This is a genomic window from Antribacter soli, from assembly GCF_021568775.1.
Taxonomy (GTDB): domain Bacteria; phylum Actinomycetota; class Actinomycetes; order Actinomycetales; family Cellulomonadaceae; genus Antribacter; species Antribacter soli.
The window spans coordinates 14,576-31,725 of the sequence record NZ_JAKGSG010000066.1 but is presented as its reverse complement, the minus strand read 5'-3'; the positions used below and the strand labels follow the sequence as shown (position 1 = coordinate 31,725).

At 71.8% G+C, this 17,150-nt stretch carries 15 protein-coding genes; 2 read left to right on the top strand and 13 right to left on the bottom strand.

The window, feature by feature from the left end:
* From L1785_RS22190 to L1785_RS22155, 8 genes are all read right to left on the bottom strand, one after another.
* Positions 1-698: hypothetical protein (locus tag L1785_RS22190; protein WP_236091425.1), on the bottom strand; the 698-nt coding region annotated here is incomplete at its 3' end.
* The gene (locus L1785_RS22185) at positions 691-2,496 is read right to left on the bottom strand and encodes a type IV secretory system conjugative DNA transfer family protein (RefSeq protein ID WP_236091424.1); all 1,806 of its coding nucleotides are present in this window, start codon (positions 2,494-2,496) and stop codon (positions 691-693) included. The genes L1785_RS22185 and L1785_RS22190, both read right to left, overlap by 8 nt.
* 6 nt (positions 2,497-2,502) lie before the next feature.
* Positions 2,503-3,192, bottom strand: coding sequence for a hypothetical protein (locus L1785_RS22180; RefSeq protein ID WP_236091423.1), 690 nt, complete (start codon positions 3,190-3,192; stop codon positions 2,503-2,505).
* Positions 3,189-4,367, bottom strand: a complete 1,179-nt coding sequence (locus L1785_RS22175; RefSeq protein ID WP_236091422.1) for an ArdC-like ssDNA-binding domain-containing protein — start codon at positions 4,365-4,367, stop codon at positions 3,189-3,191. The genes L1785_RS22180 and L1785_RS22175 overlap by 4 nt, the downstream gene beginning before the upstream one ends.
* A gap of 340 nt (positions 4,368-4,707) precedes the next feature.
* Positions 4,708-5,046 carry a hypothetical protein gene (locus tag L1785_RS22170; RefSeq protein WP_236091421.1) on the bottom strand — a complete coding sequence of 113 codons (339 nt, stop codon included), beginning with the start codon at positions 5,044-5,046 and terminating at the stop codon, positions 4,708-4,710.
* A gap of 163 nt (positions 5,047-5,209) precedes the next feature.
* Positions 5,210-6,232, bottom strand: coding sequence for a DNA-processing protein DprA (gene dprA, locus L1785_RS22165; RefSeq protein ID WP_236091420.1), 1,023 nt, complete (start codon positions 6,230-6,232; stop codon positions 5,210-5,212).
* An 11-nt stretch (positions 6,233-6,243) separates the two neighbouring features.
* The gene (locus tag L1785_RS22160; RefSeq protein ID WP_236091419.1) at positions 6,244-6,987 is read right to left on the bottom strand and encodes a hypothetical protein; all 744 of its coding nucleotides are present in this window, start codon (positions 6,985-6,987) and stop codon (positions 6,244-6,246) included.
* Entirely contained in the window at positions 6,933-7,265 is a 333-nt protein-coding gene (locus L1785_RS22155; protein WP_236091418.1) for a hypothetical protein, read from the bottom strand. Before L1785_RS22155 ends, L1785_RS22160 begins: the two co-directional genes overlap by 55 nt.
* A 252-nt stretch (positions 7,266-7,517) precedes the next feature.
* Between L1785_RS22155 and L1785_RS23005 the strand changes: the two genes are divergently transcribed.
* Positions 7,518-10,196, top strand: coding sequence for a tetratricopeptide repeat protein (locus L1785_RS23005; RefSeq protein ID WP_268915588.1), 2,679 nt, complete (start codon positions 7,518-7,520; stop codon positions 10,194-10,196).
* Here L1785_RS23005 and L1785_RS22140 read toward each other — a convergent pair.
* The 3 genes from L1785_RS22140 to L1785_RS22130 all read right to left on the bottom strand — a co-directional run bounded on the left by L1785_RS22140 (position 10,184) and on the right by L1785_RS22130 (position 13,384).
* Entirely contained in the window at positions 10,184-11,653 is a 1,470-nt protein-coding gene (locus L1785_RS22140) for a putative type IV secretion/conjugal transfer ATPase (protein WP_236091417.1), read from the bottom strand. The genes L1785_RS23005 and L1785_RS22140 overlap by 13 nt on opposite strands.
* Positions 11,650-12,174: a hypothetical protein gene (locus tag L1785_RS22135; RefSeq protein WP_236091416.1), complete on the bottom strand. Its 525-nt coding sequence runs from the start codon at positions 12,172-12,174 to the stop codon at positions 11,650-11,652. Before L1785_RS22135 ends, L1785_RS22140 begins: the two co-directional genes overlap by 4 nt.
* Before the next feature lie 250 nt (positions 12,175-12,424).
* Positions 12,425-13,384, bottom strand: a complete 960-nt coding sequence (locus L1785_RS22130; protein WP_236091415.1) for a hypothetical protein — start codon at positions 13,382-13,384, stop codon at positions 12,425-12,427.
* Positions 13,385-13,444: 60 nt separating this feature from the next.
* Between L1785_RS22130 and L1785_RS22125 the strand changes: the two genes are divergently transcribed.
* Positions 13,445-14,377: a DUF6891 domain-containing protein gene (locus tag L1785_RS22125; protein ID WP_236091414.1), complete on the top strand. Its 933-nt coding sequence runs from the start codon at positions 13,445-13,447 to the stop codon at positions 14,375-14,377.
* A gap of 13 nt (positions 14,378-14,390) precedes the next feature.
* Here the strand turns inward: L1785_RS22125 and L1785_RS22120 are convergent, their stop codons facing one another.
* Together L1785_RS22120 and L1785_RS22115 are read right to left on the bottom strand one after the other, a co-directional pair.
* Positions 14,391-15,842, bottom strand: a complete 1,452-nt coding sequence (locus tag L1785_RS22120; protein ID WP_236091413.1) for an SCO6880 family protein — start codon at positions 15,840-15,842, stop codon at positions 14,391-14,393.
* A complete protein-coding gene (locus L1785_RS22115) occupies positions 15,839-17,146 on the bottom strand; it encodes a TrbL/VirB6 family protein (RefSeq protein WP_372461903.1) in 1,308 nt (435 codons plus the stop codon). Before L1785_RS22115 ends, L1785_RS22120 begins: the two co-directional genes overlap by 4 nt.
* Positions 17,147-17,150 lie beyond the last annotated feature (4 nt).

Below are 17,150 nucleotides of genomic sequence, written 5' to 3'. Positions count from 1 at the left end.
GCGTTGACGCGGGCCTCGGTGTCCGTCCCGTCCAGGGCGTGGCCGAGGATGATGTCGCGGGTGACCAGGTCCGAGGTGGCCAGGTGCGCGAGGAGTTGCATCTGCGCGACGGGGTCGTTGCCTGCGGCCACGTTGTCCAGGGTCCGGCGGGCGACGTCCGCGCGGAGCGCGGGTGACAGCTTCTCCAGGCCGGCGAGGGTCGCGGGGCTGGGTGAGCCGAACACGGGTGAGGGCAGGGGTGCCATCGAGGTGCGGAGCTCGTCCTTGGTGGCTGCCGGGTCCGGCAGGCCCGGGCCGGCCGGGCGCGGCAGGGCGGTCGCCACGCCCCACGGGCCGGCCAGGCCGGCCCGGGTCCGCCACGTCCCGTCCTGGATGTGGACCTGCACCGTCGTCGCGTCGAGCGCGTCGCGCAGCTCGGTTGCGATGAGCCGGGACCGTTCCGGCCCGGCGGGGCCGTAGCCGACCACCATCAGGTGGCCCAGGTCCTCACCTCGCAGGGCCCGGGCGAGGTGCTGAGCGCAGTGCCGGGCGGCGCCTTCGTCGGTAAACGGGAAGACCCACTCGATCGCGGCGGTCGCGATCGTTCGGTTGTCGGTGCTCAGTGCCCCCACGACGACGTAGTCGTCTCCGAGCTCGTGCCCGCTGTGGTACGGAAGACGGGCCAGGTACTCGCCCAGGCCGATCCTGTGCTCAACCATCGCGGTCATCTCCATCCATCACGCGCGGGCCGGAACCGGCCCGCAGCTCGTTCTCCAGGGCGATGCGCCCTTCGGCCAGGCGCGCGGCGTCCTGCCGCCCGGTCCACGGGCGCAAGGTGGCGACGATCGGCGGAGCCGAACGCAGCAGGACCAGGCCCTGCCCGAACGGGAGGGTGCGGATCTTCTCCGGCGGCATGACGGGCACCCTGCGCAGCGACCGCTGCAGGGAGCGGGAGCCGTCGTAGCCGACGGTGAGCGAGTCAGTGACCTCGTCCTTCTCACCCAGGAGCGCGGACAGGTCACGCAGGTCTGAGGCCGAGGAGGTGCCGCCGAGGATGACCTTGACGATGGAGGAGTCCCAGATCGCCGACGCGGACTCCGGGCCCCACTGGTCTCTGGCTTGGGCGAGGGACTGGAAGACGGGGATGGTGGTGATGCCGGTGCCGCCGCCGTCGGCCATCAGGAACCGCAGCGACGGCAGCGGGGCGATGTTGCCGATCTCGTCGAGGGCAAGCAGCAGCGGCGGGTCCAGCCGCTGTCCGGGTGAGCTCGCTGCGAGCCGGCCGGCGGTCTCGGTGAGGTCCTCGATCAGCGCCGCCACAAGCGCGGAGGAGGCGGACGCGCCGGAGCCGGTGGCGAGCAGGTAGAGGGTGCCGCGGTTGCGCAGGAACGCCTTGGGGTCGAAGTGCTCGTCGGGTCCGGGGGACACGGCGTGCAGGACGTCGGGGTCGGCCAGGGCGGACAGTGCTTGGCGGACGCCGACCCAGACCGAGTCGCGGGAGCGGCCTTCGCCGTTGAGCATTCCTTCGAGGCCTTCGCCCCACCCGTGCGCGGCCCGGGGGTGGGCTCGCAGGATCGCGACGGCGTCGGCCGCCGCAGCGGGGGAAAGCGACCAGACGTACAGGTCCTTCGCCGTGCGTCCTGCGAGGGCTGCGGCGTGCAGGAGCGCTTGGAGGGCGCCGCGGGTTGTGTTCTCCCAGAACGCGCCGTTCTCCACGCCCTTGCCGCCGATCCCGGTGTCCTTCGCCAGACCCGCTGCACGGACCATCGCGCGGCGGGGAACGTCGCACCCGCGGATGGGGGACCACCGCAGGCCCTCGCCCAGGCCTTCGGCGAGCTTTTGCGGGTCGAACACCGCCACCGGGCCCACCTGCTGCCGGGCGGCGAGGGTGACCGCGAGGGTGTCTGGGCGGGTGGAGGTGGTCGCCACGGCGCCGGGGGCGTCGAGCACGGCGTTGATCACCAGGTGCAGGCCCTTGCCCGACCGCGGTGGGCCCAGGACGAGCATGGAGTCCTCCACCGAGGCCCACACCTGTCGTCCGCGGGCGTGGCCCAGGAGGTAGCCGACATCGGCCGGGGCCGCCTTCTCCAGCGACGGGCGCAGGGTGCCCGAGCGCTTGACCAGCGCCTGAGGGGAGGCGGTTCGGGCCAGGTCCGACGTCGTGGCCAGCCCCGCCAGGCTGCTCGCGTGGGCCGACGGCGTGCGCGGCCCGCCCACCAGCCGCCACGCCAGCCACGCCACCACGACCGCGGAGGCGAGCATGACCGCGACCGCGAGCCAGTACACGAACGGACTCAGCCCGTCGGCGCCGAAGGCCTCGCCAGGGTTGGTCGGGTCGGTGAGAGCCTTGAGTCCCGTCGCGGGGTCGCCGTCGGGCATCTGGTGGCCGGTGAAGAGCGCGGCGACGTTCGCCGCGAACCGCAGCACCGCCGACAACGTCAACAGCGCCACCAGGCCGATGAGCGCGAGGTTGGTCAGCTCGTCCCCGCCCGTACGCCCGGAGCTCGTCGTGGTCATGTCGTCTCACATCCCGAGGCCTGGGCCGCCGCGGTGGCGGAAGCCGACGTCGAGGTCCTCGCCGCCGGGCCTCGTCCCGCTCAGCGCGGCGGTGACGGCTTGGCTGCCCGGGAACCGTTGGCTGGCCTGGTTGATGGAGATCTCGCGGGACTCCTCGCCGATCGCGACGGCGTCCCCGATCAGTGGCCGCAGCGCGGCAGGCAGGATCAGGCAGATCCGGCCCTCGTCGTCGGCCGTCACCCGGGTCACGATCACCGCGACCGCGACCTGCTCACCGCGGTTGTAGCCGCCCGCCTCGAACCAGCCCGACCCGCCCGCCCGCTGCGGCGCCGACGGCGCAGGTGCCGCACCGTCGTCGGCGTGGCCATGACGGTACGACGCCATCGGCGGGCGGTGCCGGTCCGGCGCAAACCCCGGCGGTGCCTTGGAGTACGACGGGTCGGCGCGCTTGAGGTGCTCCGGCAGCACGACGTCGGTGAAGGTCCGCCCGCCGTCGAGTAGCACCACGTGCAGCGGTCTGCCGTGCTCGCCAAGGAGCCGGTCAAGGACCCACGGGACGTCCGTACGCCCGAGCCCGACCTCGGGGGCCGTCCCACCGGGCGCCGGCGGGACCCACGCGTCGCCGCCGACGGTCACGGTGAGGTGGCCGTCGGGGTCGACGTCGATCCGGACAGCGACGGGCTGCTCGGTGTTCATCGCCCGACCCCCTCTCTCATCACTGCAGGCCCAGGGCGGCCGTAGTGACGGCCGCGCACGTCCGGCCGGGCGAGCCCGTCGTCGGCGACAGCGCGTGCGGCATGATCCGGTGCCGCACTGCGCGGCGTGCTCCGCCCGAGGCGGGTGGACCTGTCCAGGCCGGGTGGTGTGCCGTCGGAGACCTGCTGAGTGTCGAGCTTGTCGAGGATGGTGACGGCGGCGGTGCGGACCCGGGCGGCGGTGTCCTGGACGACCTCGACGGGGGTCCAGCCTGGGACGCTGGAGGCCCACCCGGACACGTACGGGACGGTCGCGGCGTCCATGGTCACGTTGTGGGCTTGGAGCAGCATGTAGGCGACTGAGTCGGCCTCGACCTCGCGGATCCCGCGGTGCGGTGACCGTCCTCCCGGGACTGCCGCGGACCCGTCGTCGGGCCCGGCGTCCCTGCCCGGCTGGTGCAAGGCGACATGGGCAAGCTCGTGCGCGAGCACGTAGACCTTGGCCACGTCGTCGAGGTCGGCCGCGACCTGCACCAGGCGGGTGCCGTAGGTCGTCAGGCCCAGAGCGCCGCCCAGCGAGGTCGGGTCTGCCACCATCTCCAGGCTGTACCCGTGCTCGGCGACCTGCTTGGCGAGGCCGTCCCACAACCCCGGCGGCGCCTGACCGGCGGGAAGCTGCGGCTCGGGCACCGAGGGCAGGTCCGGGCCTTCGGTCCCGCTCAGGTCCCACACGTATGCGAGGCGAACGCCGATGATCCGGGTGGAGACCGTCTCCCCGGGCCGGGGCTTCTCGCCGCGGTCCAGCCGACGCCACGATGCCGGGTCGCCGGGGGAGTGGGACGCCATGCGGGCGGTTCGCGGCGCCAGGATCTGGTAGCCGGACACTCCCTTGCGGACGGAGCGGCCGAGGTCCTTCCACTGCTGGAATCCCGCGACGTAGGTCGGCTCCGGCGCGGACACGACGCCGGCCTCGTACGCGGCGGCGTGCTGCACCCAGATCAGGAGCGTGTTGTTGAAGGATCTGGACCTGAATTTCGCCGAGGCGGCCATAGCCCGCAGCCAGTCCTCGCCGGTGACCAGCTGGCCGACGGCAGTCGTCAGCTGCTCGTGCAACGCGTCGAGCTTCGCGTTGCGGTCCGCGATCTTCTCCTCGAGCGTGCGGGTGTCCTCGCGCATCGTGTCCTCCCGGAGGGTGCTGGGAGGTAGGTGCGCGAGGGCCGCCAGTGCGCTCACCGAAGGCGGGGTGTCGTCCGGCCTTGGTCCGCTATGAGGCGCCCTGGCAGAGAACGGCGCTCGACGACCGCTCGACCTGCCTTACGTCGAGCGGCGACGAAGGACCTGTCGCCGGGCTGCAACGTAATCCACTTCTGATCTCCTGATGCAACCTACTCAACGCTGGTTGCGGCCCGGCCGCGGCGAAGTGGGCCACGCGGTCTGCATCAGGACGGAGCCCCGCAGTGCTGCCGCAGACACGATGAATCCGATCGCCACGACAGCGATGGGAGATCTTGAGCCGTCATGTGCCGCCGGACGCGGCGGGTTTCTGCGCTTTCGGGCCCCACAGCGGGCGTGCGGGTTTCGGGCGTCGGGGGATCGAGGTGTACACGTCGCGGGCGCGGAGCCACACGATCAGCTCGTCGGTGCTCGACGGGGCGCCGGGCGGGTAACACAGGACCATGACGCAACCGTCGCGCCACCTGATCGCGCGGCCGGGCACCCATTCGTCGTGCTCCGGCCACTCCAGGCGCACGATGACGTTGATGTTGCCCTGCGGCTTGACCGGGACGCGCTGCGGCATCGAGGAGTTCAGCGGCTGGCCCGGGGGCCACCAATAGATGCCGTCTCGCTCGCGCACGACCTCAGGATACCGTCGAATCGAACGGGTGTTCGATCTGTTGTGGCGGTCAGATCGTCCGCCTGTTGGGGGTGCGAGGCGGGGCTGCGACCCAAGCACGACCTGAAAGCTCAGTGCCCCTCCGCGTCGAACGGCCACCATGACGTGCTCGGGATCTACGGATTTACAGCGACGAGCCGGCCGCCGCACCGTTTGGTGCGGTCACGGCCTGCCGGCTGACGGGTTCTGGCCCGAACTCGCGGGCCGGTCCCACGGCCGTGGGCGCTGGCGCGTTGGGGCGCCCGGCGAGCAGGTCGAGGACGTCGGCCGCCTCGGTCACCAGCCGCGCGGTGCCCTGGTTGAGGAGCCGGTGGGGGCCGCTGCTGGCGATGCTCGTGACCGGGCCGGGGACCGCGCCGACGGGGCGGCCGAGGGCGAGGGCCTGGCCGGCGGTGTGCATGCCCCCTGATCGGGTTGCGCCCTCGACGATCACGGTCGCGCCGGACAGCGCGGCGATGATCCTGTTCCGGGCGAGCAATGCCGAGCGGGAGACCGGTGTGCTCGGCGGCAGCTCGGACAGCAGGAGGCCGTGCTCGGTGATGCGGGCGTGGAGGTCGCGGTTCGCTGCCGGGTAGGTGTGGTCGAGGCCCGCAGGGATGACCGCGATCGTCGGCCCGTCGAAGGCGAGGGCGCCCCGGTGGGCGGCCGTGTCGATCCCGAACGCACCACCGGAGACCACTTGCACTTCCCGTTCGGCCAGCTCGCGGGCCAGGTCACGCCCGACGGCCAGCCCGTACTCGGTGGCGGCCCGGGAGCCGGTGAGCGCGACGCGCTGGTCGACTCTGGCGGTGAGGAGGTCGAGGTCGCCCTTGGCCCACAACACCAGGGGCGCACGGTGGCCGAGGTCGTCGAGTCCGGCGGGCCAGTGCGGGCTGTCGGGGAAGACGGCGACCAGGCCCGCGCGCACGGTTGCTTGCACTGCGCGGCCGAACGTGTTCATGGTGAGCTTGGGCGTGGTCGCGCCCCGCCACGCCTCCACCGCCAGGTCGTCGTGAGGCGCGTGGGCGCCGAGGGCGAGGCGGACGGTCTCGACGGCGCCGTGCTGTGCGACCAGACGCCCGGTGACCTCGTCACCGGGCACGGTCGCCAGGGCGAGCAGCACGCGGGCATGGGTCTCGTCGGAGGCGAGATCCCAGAGCTCGTTCATCGCCGGTCCCCTCACAGGTCGGGGGCGTCGGTCGGTCCGGTGCGGCGGGTCGTCGTCGGACTCGACGGCCCTTTGGCAGCCTGAGCCCGCACCGGGCGGTCCGCCTCGGGCGCGAGGCGGGCCTCTGGCGGGTGCCATGACGCCGACACCGCGGTCAGCCCTTCGGCGAGCGAGTGGCGCACGATGCGTGACAGGACGTGGTGCAGGACGACGTCGAACGGCTCGTCCGCGCCGTGGACGGTGTACCGGGTGAGCTCGAGGTCAGCGTCGGTCACGACTCCGGTGGTCCCGACGACGTGCTCGGGGAAGAAGTTCACAAAGTACTCGTTCACGTGCGCCACCCCGCCCGGGACGGTGGTGGGTGTGACGTCCAGGAACCTCGCGGAGTTGGCGAGCTCGCCGGGCAGACGGCGCCGGAGCAGCAGGAGGTCCGACGGCGCCGCAACCTCCGGCGCCAGGTCAGGTCGGAAGGCGGTGGCCGGCAACCGAACCGCGCCGAGCAGATCGCAGTTGTCCAGCAGCAGCTCCCGGAACGCGGGCTCCGGGTCGTCCAGGACCTGGCGGGTGACCACCGCGGCGGTGATCCCGCCGGGGAACGTCCGCCCGATCGCAGACAGCAGGTACTGGGCATGGATCTGCAGCAGCCTGGCCCGCCCGTACACCGACCGGTAGTGCAGGTCCGACCAGAGCACGTTCGCGATCACGACGTCGTGCATCGCCGGGTCGTCGTCGCTGAACGACCTGGGACGCAGCATGTCGTGCGGCCACGGGAACCGGCCGCTGCGTCCGCGGGCGGGATCGGGGCGACCCACTCCTCGTAGATCGAGGTCGACACCTTCCCCATCGCGGAGATCCCCGCGTACACGGCCGCGTGGTCACCCAGGGCCAGCATCCGGCCGCGCTCCACACCCAGCCCGCGTAGGGCGCTCCAGAGCTTCTCGGCCAGGACCGCGTTCGCGGCGTAAGCGTCGTGCCGGTCGTGCCATGTCATGGCGTCGGCGTCGGCCTTGTCGCGCTCTTCCTCGGTGGACATCATCTGCTCCGTCCTCTCACAAGGGATCGTCGAGAGGCAGGTGTGGTGCGGCCGTCAGCGCACGTGTCGGTCCCAAGCCAGCATCGCTGCAAGGCGACGACGGGGTGACCGTGCAGCGCACGGTGGGCGCGCCCTGGCGTCGCCGACCGCGGTGGGCGAACTGCTCGCGTCGCGGGTCCGCGGGCCTCGGGTGCGGTAGCGTCGCTGGTCGCACTGCCCTTCCGTGCCGGTTCACGTCGTTGTGGGTGATCGATGAAGTGGGTCCGCTGGCTCCTGATCGTTGTGTGCGTCCTGGCGGGGGCGATCGCGATCACCGTCGCGGCGATCGCCGGCAACCGGGTCGACGGCGGCTGGCGCGAGTGGGTCGGAAGCGGTGATTTCTGGATCTCCGTGACAGCGGCGGCGGTCGCCATCGGTGCCGGTATCGCGCAGTCGCGAGTTGACGGCGGTGCCACTCTGCCGCCCGTTGGACCGCCGGTGCGGCTCGCTGTTACGAACGCTCCCCTGCTGACGGCGGCGTTCACGGGCCGGGCCGAGGACCTGGCCTGGCTGCACGAAGTCGTCGGAGGCAGCAAGCCGGGGGTCGCGGTGGTGCACGGGTTGGGTGGTGTCGGGAAGTCGTCGCTTGTGGTGAAGTACCTGACCGACCATCAGGTCAGGGGGCGCCCGGTGTGGTGGATCCGGTCTGACTCACCGCAGACCCTCGAGCAGGACCTGGCGCAGGCCGCCCGCCGCCTGCACCTCGGGCCAGAGGACGCGGCGCCGCACCGGTTTGCCGAGGAGGCGATCGCGTGGCTGGTCGGCAAGGGCGACTTCGTGGTGGTGCTGGACAACGTCAACCGGGTGCAGGACGTCGAGCCGGTGCTGCGGGCGCTGCGCGCGGCAAGGAACGCCCGCGTCGTGGTCACGACACGTCTGGCGGCGGGGTGGTCGCTGGCGGGGATGGTGGTACGCGAGCTCGGTGTGCTGTCCGTCGCCGAGGCGGTGCGAGTCCTGACGGCGATGGCCGGGCCCGACCCGGTACGGGCATGGCCGGGGGCGGTCGAGCTGGTCGAGGAGCTGGGACGGTTGCCGCTGGCGGTCGACCAGGCCGGGGCATACCTGAAGGAGGTGCCGCACCTGACGCCGGCCGACTTCCGCGACCAGCTCCGCCGGGCACCGCAGTCGGCGATCACCAGCGGCGGGTTCGGGTCCGACGGCGAGCGGACGATCGCTCGGATCTGGCGCGTCACCCTCGATCGCCTCGCCCAGACCCATCCCGAGGCGTTGGACGTGCTGCGAGTCATCGCGTGGTGGTCCCCGGACGGCATCCCCGTGCCGCTCCTCGACGGGCTCGATGGTGCGACGTCGGGATTGCAGGCGCTGGCCGGGTTGAGCATGGTCACCCTGACCCCGGACTCGGCGGTGGTGCACCGGCTGGTGCAGACCGTGGCCCGCACCCCGGACCCGGCCGACCCCCACCGCCAGCCCGAGGACATCGCCGACGCACTCCAGCGTGCCGCCCTGATGCTGGCGGACGCGATGCCGGACGTAGATGACCCGGGCCAGTGGTCCCAGGTCCGGCTGCTGCTACCCAGCGTCGAGGCCTACGCAAGGCACACCGAACCGGGCGTCGCCAACGATGTGTTCTCGGGGGTCATCGACCGCGCCGCCACCTTCCTCCAGAACCAGGGTGCGCTCGGGCAGGCGACCGGCTGGTTCGAACGGGCCCTCGCCGCTCGCGAGCAACTCCACGGCGTGGACCACCCGGACACACTGACCTCGCGGAACAACCTGGCATCCGCGTACCTGTCTGCGGGTGACCTGGGCCGGGCGATCCCACTGTTTGAGCAGACGCTGGCCGACAATGAGCGAGTGCTGGGTGCGGACCACCCGAACACGCTGACCTCGCGGAACAACCTCGCCGGTGCGTACGCGTCTGCGGGTGACCTGGGCCGGGCGATCCCGCTATATGAGCGGACTCTGTCCGACCGCGAGCGGGTGCTGGGTGCCGACCACCCGCACACGCTGACCTCGCGGAACAGCCTCGCTGGCGCGTACGAGTCTGCGGGTGACCTGGGCCGGGCGATCCCCCTGTACGAGGCGACGCTGGCCGACCAAGAGCGGGTACTGGGTGTGGACCACCCGGACACGCTGACCTCGCGGAACAACCTCGCTGGTGCGTACGAGTCTTCCGGTGACCTGGGCCGGGCGATCCCCCTGTACGAGGCGACGCTGGCCGACTGTGAGCGAGTGCTGGGTGTGGACCACCCGAACACGTTGTCCTCGCGGAACAACCTCGCTTACGCGTACCAGTCTGCGGGTGACCTGGGCCGGGCGATCCCGGTGTACGAGGCGACGCTGGCCGACCGTGAGCGGGTGCTGGGTGCGGACCACCCGGACACGCTGACCTCGCGGAACAACCTCGCCTACGCGTACGGGTCTGCGGGTGAACGGGCCCGGGCGATCCCGGTGTACGAGGCGACGCTGGCCGACCGTGAGCGGGTGCTGGGTGCGGACCACCCGGACACGCTGAGCTCTCGGAACAACCTCGCCACTACGCACGCGTCGGCGGGTCACCTCGGCCGGGCGATCCCGTTGTACGAGGCGACGCTGGCCGACCGTGAGCGTGTGCTGGGTGTGAACCACCCGGACACACTGTTCTCGCGGGAGAACCTTGCCCTGGCCTACAGCGGGGCGGGGCGCCACAGGGAGGCCGTGGCTCTCGCGGTCCTGAACAGGCTGGAGTCGGCGCGCCTGTACGGTGCCGACGACCGGCGCACGCTCGACCGCATCGACACCGACGCGCTCGTTCGCCTTGCCGCGGGCGACCGGGCGGCAGCGGTTGCCGTGCTGGAGGACCTGCTGCCCCGCTGCGAAAGGGCGCTCGGACCCGACGACGCACTCACGTCCATGGTCCGGAACCGGCTGGCGGAGGCTCATGATGCGTGACGCATTCGGCCGGAACTGTCGTAAAGGGCCGCCTCGGCGTCGTGGAGCTGGTGTTGAACCAGGTAGGCCTGGTTGCGGATCTTCCAGAGCCCCTCACCAACGCCGAGGAACGGCAGCCTCGCGCGCTCAACGGCGGTGAGGCCGAGCGATTTCGCGGTGAGGCCGAGCTGGTCGGTCTCCTGGCGGTAGATGATCCTCGTCTCGGCGTTCGCGAGCAGGCTGTTGGCGATGGCCCGGGCGGCGGATCCGTGGTCGCCAACGCTGTCCAGGTCGGACAGCTTGTGGAACACGAGCAGGTTCGCGATCCCGTAGTGCCGGGCGAGCCGCCACTGCGCGTCCATCCGGCGCAGCAGGGCCGGGTGGGCCATGAGGCGCCACGCCTCGTCGTAGACGACCCACCGCTGCCCACCCGCCGGGTCGGCCAGCGCGCTCTCCATCCACGCGGACGCGCACGTCATCAGCACCGACAGCGCGGTGGAGTTCTCCGCGACACGCGACAGGTCCAGGGACAGCATCGGCAGCGACGGGTCGAACACCACGGTGGACGGGCCGTCGAACATCCCGGCAAGGTCACCGGCGACGAGGCGCCGCAGGGCGTGAGCGACGGGGCGCCCGTCCTCGACGAGCCGCCCGTCGGGGTCGTCGTCGCGGTGCGGCTCGAGGAGCCGGTCGATCACCTGCGGCAGCACGGGCACATCGTCAGCCGCCCGGACCGCGACGGCGAGGGCGACGTCGATCGTGGTGTGCTCCACTGGGGTCAGCGCCCGCCCGAGGGTCGTCTCGGCCAGCGCTCCGAGGAGCGTGCGGCGGCGGGCCGTGACCTGGGTGGCCCACTCGTCATCCGACACCCCCGACGGCCGGGGTCCGGGGTCTAGCGGGTTCAACCGGGCGGGAAGTCCCGGGCCGAGCTGGATCGCCTTCCCCCCGACCGCCTCGGCGATGGGGGTGTGCTCGCCCTTCGGGTCACACGGGACGTAGACGCGGCGCCCGAACGCGAGCGACCGCAGGTACAAGGACTTGGCCAGCGCGCTCTTGCCGGCGCCGACGATGCCGGCGATGACGACGTTCGGCGCGGTGATCTCGCCCTGCTGATACAGGACCCACGGGTCGAACACGAAGGATGAGCCGGCGGTGCGGTCCTGGCCGACGAACACCCCGTCCGCGCCGAGCCCGCCGCCTGCGAGGAACGGGTAGGCCGCGCTCCACGTCGCGCTCGTATCCTGGTGCTTGGGCACCCGTAGCCCGATCGGCGAGCGGAGCGCAGCTGGTCCCGGTTCGCCGTTGCGCGGCAGGTAGTGGACCCGCTCGGGCGTGGTGGGCGGTCCAGGCCGCGTGGTCGCCTGGGCCTGGAACGCCTTGGCCGCCCGGCGGCGGTCCCGCCGTACTCGCCACGACTCCTTGACGGGCGTAACCAGTGCTGCGACGTGCGTCCGCTCGATCTCCCCGGCCGCGTTCACAGGCTCGGCCCACCCGGTGCCGCAGCCCGTGCCGATGCCACAAACGAGAGCGCGGGCCGTGTTGCCTGGCGTGTCTCGAACGCCGTCGCGCCTGGGCCAACCAGGTTCACTGGACCGCTCGCGGAGAACGCCGGGGCGTCGGGGGACTGCCAGGCGATGCGTCCCGACGCGCTCGTCGCGGCGTTCAGCTCCGTGTGGACGCGGCTGAGGTGGAGCAGCGCCTCGTGGACATGTGCGTGCACTGCCTGTACCTGAGCGCGGCCCTCGATGGCGGAGCCGTCATCGGTCCGGGCCAGGGTGATGTGGCGGTCGTGGGCCGCGCCGATCTGGCCCGCGACCTGCGACAGGCAGCGCACGATCCCGAGCACGCCACCCAGGCCCGCGTACGCGTCCTCGGGGTGCTCGGGACGGGTCGCCGTGGGTTCGTCGCCGTGGTCGAACCGGATCCTGGCGTGCGCCAGCGCACGCACGGCCTCGTATGCCTCGTCGGCGTCGCCGATGTGATCGCTGTAGGTCGCCATGGTCGCCCTCCTCGAACGGGTTCGTCATCGAGGAGGTGGGCGGTCGCCGTCGAACAGGCGGCTGGCGAAGGGTGACGGCTCGGAGCAGGGGGTCTCCGAGCCGTCACGTCGGCCGCCAACGTGTTTGCACCAATGCCCATCCTGGAGGGAACCGGGGCTTCAGGGCCCCGGGGCGGCCGACGACGGACACTACCGCCACCTTCCATGCTGCTGTTCAACCTGCCGCCGGGTGAGATCCCCGAGCCGGGCCTCACAGGCCTGGACTGTCCGGGCCGCGGTCGACGCTGCGCCGGGCGGGTGGTTCGGGGTCCACGTCTTTGGGCACGCGCGGGGACAGGCGGGCGGTGCGGTCGGGCCACCACGCCGGGCGCTCGTCGGCCTGGTCGAAGCGGCGCAGCAGGTTCACGTGCCCCAGCCCGGCGTGCCAGATCAGGAGGTAGTGCCCGGACTCGGCGGTGTGGCCGCCCTGGTTGGAGGGCGCCTCGTCGTAGACGTGTCCGTGGAAGAGCGCGGTGTTGCGGGTCTCCTCTTGAAAGTCCCAGTCGGACAGGTGCTCGATCGCGGCGTCCACGCCCTTCTCCTCGATCAGGTCCACGACCGCGTAGCCCTCCTCACCCTGCAGGAACACGATGTCGTAGAAGGTCGCGGGCGGCCACGTCGCCTCCGGGCCATCGACCTCGTGCTCCAGCGCGTAACCGAGCTTCGGATCCACGACAAGATCCGGAACGGCCCCCAGCCGCTCGGACGCGTCACGATGGGCGACCGAGTCGATCTCACCGCCGGCGAGCGCGTCCCGGTAGGCCGGGTCCGGCTCCTCCCGGCCAGGCGCATCGAGCTCGTCGAGTTCGAGCGCGAGCATCCCCAGCTCGTCGCCGTTGAGATACGCCGCCTCGGGCGCCCAGTCCGGGAACAGGCCGAGGTTCTCCGGCTCGCTGCCCGGATGCCGCATCTCGTAGGAGTACGCCTCGCCGCAGGCCGTGAGGAACGACAGCAGCGACCGCATCGCTTCGTCTGGCGTGTTCGGCGCGACCGGCGACAGGTACAGGTCCGCGCACCGCACGGGCTCCCACGACGGGTCGGTTGAGTCCTCGAGCTGGTAGGCCCACCGGTGCCGGCTCCCGTGGAGGCGGGTGTCCTCGACGCCGTCGTACCAGAGCGTGATCATCAGTGAGCCTGCGGCCTGGGTGAGGAGGGTGGTGTTCTCGTTCATGGCCTTCAGGTGCGCGGCCTGCGTTCGGCCGTGTGGGGGGCGGGGTCTACAGTCGCCCGCGTGACCGACGTTGATGTGGTGCCGGCGTCCGACGACGAGTTGGAGTACGTGCGAGGACAAGTGCGTGCGATGGTGCGGGCGGGATTCACGTCGTTCGACCAGGTGCTCCAGGCTGCGGACGAGATGCTCGAGCCGGACACCGCCGTGAGCCTGCGGGCCGTGGCGACTGCAGCGGTCCGTCAAGAGTGGGAGGCCCGCGTCGCGGAGCAGGCATCGTGGACGGACGAGGGCGACTACACCGCGCTGGCAGCGGCCTTCGCGGATCTCGAGAGCCAGCTCGTGGTCGCCAGGATGTGCTTCACATGCTGCAACACCTGCGGAGCGACCGAGATCCACGACGAGGTCGACCCGGACGGTGCGAGCCCGGTCGGGTACACGTTCTTTCACAGCCAGGAGGCGGACCGGCTCGCTGACACGCGAACCGACCTCTACCTCTCGTTCGGCGGATTCGCCGACACGCGATCCGAGGTGGTCGGTGAGCTTGTCACCGCGACGATCGCCCGCCACGGCTTCGAGGTCGAGTGGAACGGGGACGCCGGAGCGAAGGTGCGCGTCCGCGTCACGGACTGGCGCAAAGGGCTTCCCGGCGAGACGCCGCTGGCGGCACCGGCTCGCCTGCGGGCACGGCCAGAGCGCGGCGAAGTGTCCCTCGATCCGACGCCGTACGAGCTGCTGGTGTTCTTACACCGGGTCCGCCGCGGATGGGAGCAGTTTTTCATCGTGGAGGACACCACGAAGGCGGACTGGTTCGTGCAGACCACCCTCGTCGGCGACGGACCTGGCTTCGTTGTGGAGTACCGCGACGGGGTCACCAGCGCGCTATACCATGCGACCGGCCTCACGCTCGATCTCGCGCACAGGATCGTCACGGGCTGGACCACGGACGCTGACGGATGGCGCGACCTGACCGACTGGACACGAATCGACCTGTGACACCGCCCCGGCCTCAGCCCGCTGCCACAGCCGAGGCAAACGCCTGAGCCTGCTGGCCCCAGAGCCGCCGGGTCTCGCAGCCGGCCTGGATTGCGGCCTGCTCGACCGCGGCGACGTCGCGCTCCAGCTCGTCCGGGTCGGTGGCGCTGATGGTGATGAGCCCGGTGGCACGCAGCACGCCGTGGCCAGCGGCGAGATCCGCCTCCTGGGTCAGGACGTCGTCATACTCGGCAACCTGGGCGGCGTCATCGACCTGCCCGACCTTGGCACGCTGGGCCGCCTCGGTGATGTGGCCGGTCTTCTTGCGCCGCAGGTCCCGGGCGGCGACATCGGCCCGGACCGGCTCGTACCGGATAGTGAACGTCCGTTGCACCCCGGACATGAGGAGCAGCGGGGCGAGGAACACCGGATAGGCGGCTGTCTGTGGCCACTGCGAGACCCACAAAACAGTGTGCCAAGCGGCGTCGCAGCGCAGAGCACCCCAGTTCTCGGTCACCGCCACCGGGCCGGCGGTGGCGAGGCCACGGCCGAATGGGGGATGGTGCTCGAGCAGGGGAGCGGTGGAAGGGTCGTACGAGGTCCGCAGCCGGGCGGCCAGCGCGGCAGGGTCGAGCGGGGCCGAGGGCGTCAGGTCCGCCGCCCGCAGCGCCGCAGCCAGGGTCTGGGCCTCCTGGCGTATGACCGCGGCGGCGCCGGTGAGGCCGCCGCCGGCGGCGCGGATCGCCCGCCCTGCGGCCCTCAGGTCGAGCGTGAGCGCGACGGTGGTCTCGTGTCGCTCGGCGGTGGGTCCGGCGCGTTCGATGAGCTCGCCGTAGATCCGGGCGGGCAATGACCCGTCGTCGTTCCCGTTCGTCTGCCACCACTCGGTCAGCGACGCCCCGGACCCTGGCAGGGTCCGTTCGGTCACTGTCAGTGCGGCGATTCGCCCGGACCGGCACGTGGTCGCCAGGACCCGTCCCCAGGCGGCCACGCGGCGGGCCTGGTCGGCGGGGTCGAGCATCGTGAACGCCGACGACGTCACCGGCATCGTCGCGGTGAGCGTCACGGCGTGCGGGTCGTGCACGAGCGCCGCCCCGGTCGCTGGGTCTTCGACGATCCGCAGAGCGGCGGCCCGCCCGGGAAGTGCCAGTGTCCCAGCAGGGCGGGGGCGGTCGAGGCGGACTCGGTATTCGAGCTGCCCGGTTGTCGATCTCCAGGCCCATGCCAGCCCGATCGGGAGCCAGTCGACGAGCGGTTGCCCGCCCACCGGCATGAGCGCAACCATGGCGCTCAGGGCGGCGATCGGGGCCGCGGCCGCTACACCGGTCCCGCCGAGGTAGATCGCCGCGATGAGCGGCAAGGCCCCGGCGGCCAGAGCGGCGACCTGGGCCGCGGTCAGTCCGAGCAGGAGCGCTCGCTTGGGCAGCCGGGAGAACTTCAGCGGCGTTAGCGGGCTGTCCGAGGTCGTCGTGGCCGGCGCGGTCATGACCTCTCACCCGCGTCCCGGAATACCGTCGGCACGTCCCGCACCGGCGGACCCGATGGGGCGCGGTGGGTGGGTGCCGCGCCGCCGGCGCGTGGCGCCGCGGTCTGCGCGGCGGCGCCGGCCTGCTGCCCGACCATCCCGCCTACGGCTGCGCCGGCCTTCGGCCCTGCAGTCGCGGCCGCCTTGACCAGCTGTGCGCCCAGGATCACCGGCGCGGCGACGGTGGCCGCCGAACCGGCAGCCCCGGCACCGGCCGCACCCCCCGCGCTCGCCCCGGTAGCCCCGGATCCTGATCGAGCGGCCGAGCCGGCCGATCGGCCGTCTGGGCCAAGCACCTTGGGGACGTTGCGTCCGACGAATCCGCCCGCCACAGCAGACCCGGCTGCGAGGGGCACGGGCCGGTTGAGCGCCGCCTTGGTCTCCTGCTCGATCGACATCGCGTGGTACATGTCGAACCCCATGAAGGAGATGGCCTTGTACGTCAGGTAGGGGGCGAAGGCGGCGACGGCGAGCAGCACGACGGCGGTGAGCTTCTCCGACCACACGGCCAGGTCGCCGGCGATGGGTGTGGTGATCAGAGAGGTGGCCAGGAGGAACACCACGACGATCACGAGCTTGGACACAATCAGGGCGACGACGAACTGCGCCCACCGGGACACCCAGCCGCGGGTCGCGTCCCAGGACGACCCGGCCAGGGCCAGCGGGGCCAGGGCGATGGTGATGAGCAGCAGCGCGCTTCGGACCAGGAGCGAGAGCCACAGGATGAATGCCGCCGCGATCGCCATGCCCGCAAGGAACAGCGCCAGCAGCGGGCCCACCCCCGGGATGGCGGTGGCCAGGACCGTGCTCGTGCCGACGAACGCCAGATCCCTGCCCAGGTCCTCCATCGTCGTGCTGGCCGCTGCGACGAGGCTGAGGCAGACCTGGTCGGTGATCTCCAGCAGCGTCCCGGTCAGCGTGACGACGACGAACGATCCGAGGACCGACTTCGCCAGCCCGCCCACCGCGCGGCCCAGTGCCCCGGGTTCGCGCCGCAGCATGCCGGTGATGAGTTGGAGCAGGAAGAACGCGAGCATGAGGAACACCGCGATGCCGAACACGAGGGAGTGGACGCTGGTGAACCGGTCGCCGGTGAGGTCGACCATGGTGGTCGCCTCCAACACCGTCCACAGGTTCGTGATGAGCCAGGCGGCGGTGTTGCCCATGATCTCGGCCAGACCCTCCAGCACGCCTTCGGCGATGGACGGCGCCTGGTCGGAGGCCTGCTGGCAGACGGCGGCGGTGATCGGGTCGTTGCAGGGCATGTCC

What these genes read in the sequence shown, in the direction of transcription:
- L1785_RS22185 (WP_236091424.1), bottom strand. Translation starts at nt 2,496, where the DNA reads ATGACCACGACGAGCTCCGGGCGTACGGGCGGGGACGAGCTGACCAAC.
- L1785_RS22180 (WP_236091423.1), bottom strand. Translation starts at nt 3,192, where the DNA reads ATGAACACCGAGCAGCCCGTCGCTGTCCGGATCGACGTCGACCCCGAC.
- L1785_RS22175 (WP_236091422.1), bottom strand. Translation starts at nt 4,367, where the DNA reads ATGCGCGAGGACACCCGCACGCTCGAGGAGAAGATCGCGGACCGCAAC.
- dprA (WP_236091420.1), bottom strand. Translation starts at nt 6,232, where the DNA reads ATGAACGAGCTCTGGGATCTCGCCTCCGACGAGACCCATGCCCGCGTG.
- L1785_RS22160 (WP_236091419.1), bottom strand. Translation starts at nt 6,987, where the DNA reads ATGCTGCGTCCCAGGTCGTTCAGCGACGACGACCCGGCGATGCACGAC.
- L1785_RS22155 (WP_236091418.1), bottom strand. Translation starts at nt 7,265, where the DNA reads ATGTCCACCGAGGAAGAGCGCGACAAGGCCGACGCCGACGCCATGACA.
- L1785_RS23005 (WP_268915588.1), top strand. Translation starts at nt 7,518, where the DNA reads ATGAAGTGGGTCCGCTGGCTCCTGATCGTTGTGTGCGTCCTGGCGGGG.
- L1785_RS22135 (WP_236091416.1), bottom strand. Translation starts at nt 12,174, where the DNA reads ATGGCGACCTACAGCGATCACATCGGCGACGCCGACGAGGCATACGAG.
- L1785_RS22130 (WP_236091415.1), bottom strand. Translation starts at nt 13,384, where the DNA reads ATGAACGAGAACACCACCCTCCTCACCCAGGCCGCAGGCTCACTGATG.
- L1785_RS22120 (WP_236091413.1), bottom strand. Translation starts at nt 15,842, where the DNA reads ATGACCGCGCCGGCCACGACGACCTCGGACAGCCCGCTAACGCCGCTG.
- L1785_RS22115 (WP_372461903.1), bottom strand. Translation starts at nt 17,146, where the DNA reads ATGCCCTGCAACGACCCGATCACCGCCGCCGTCTGCCAGCAGGCCTCC.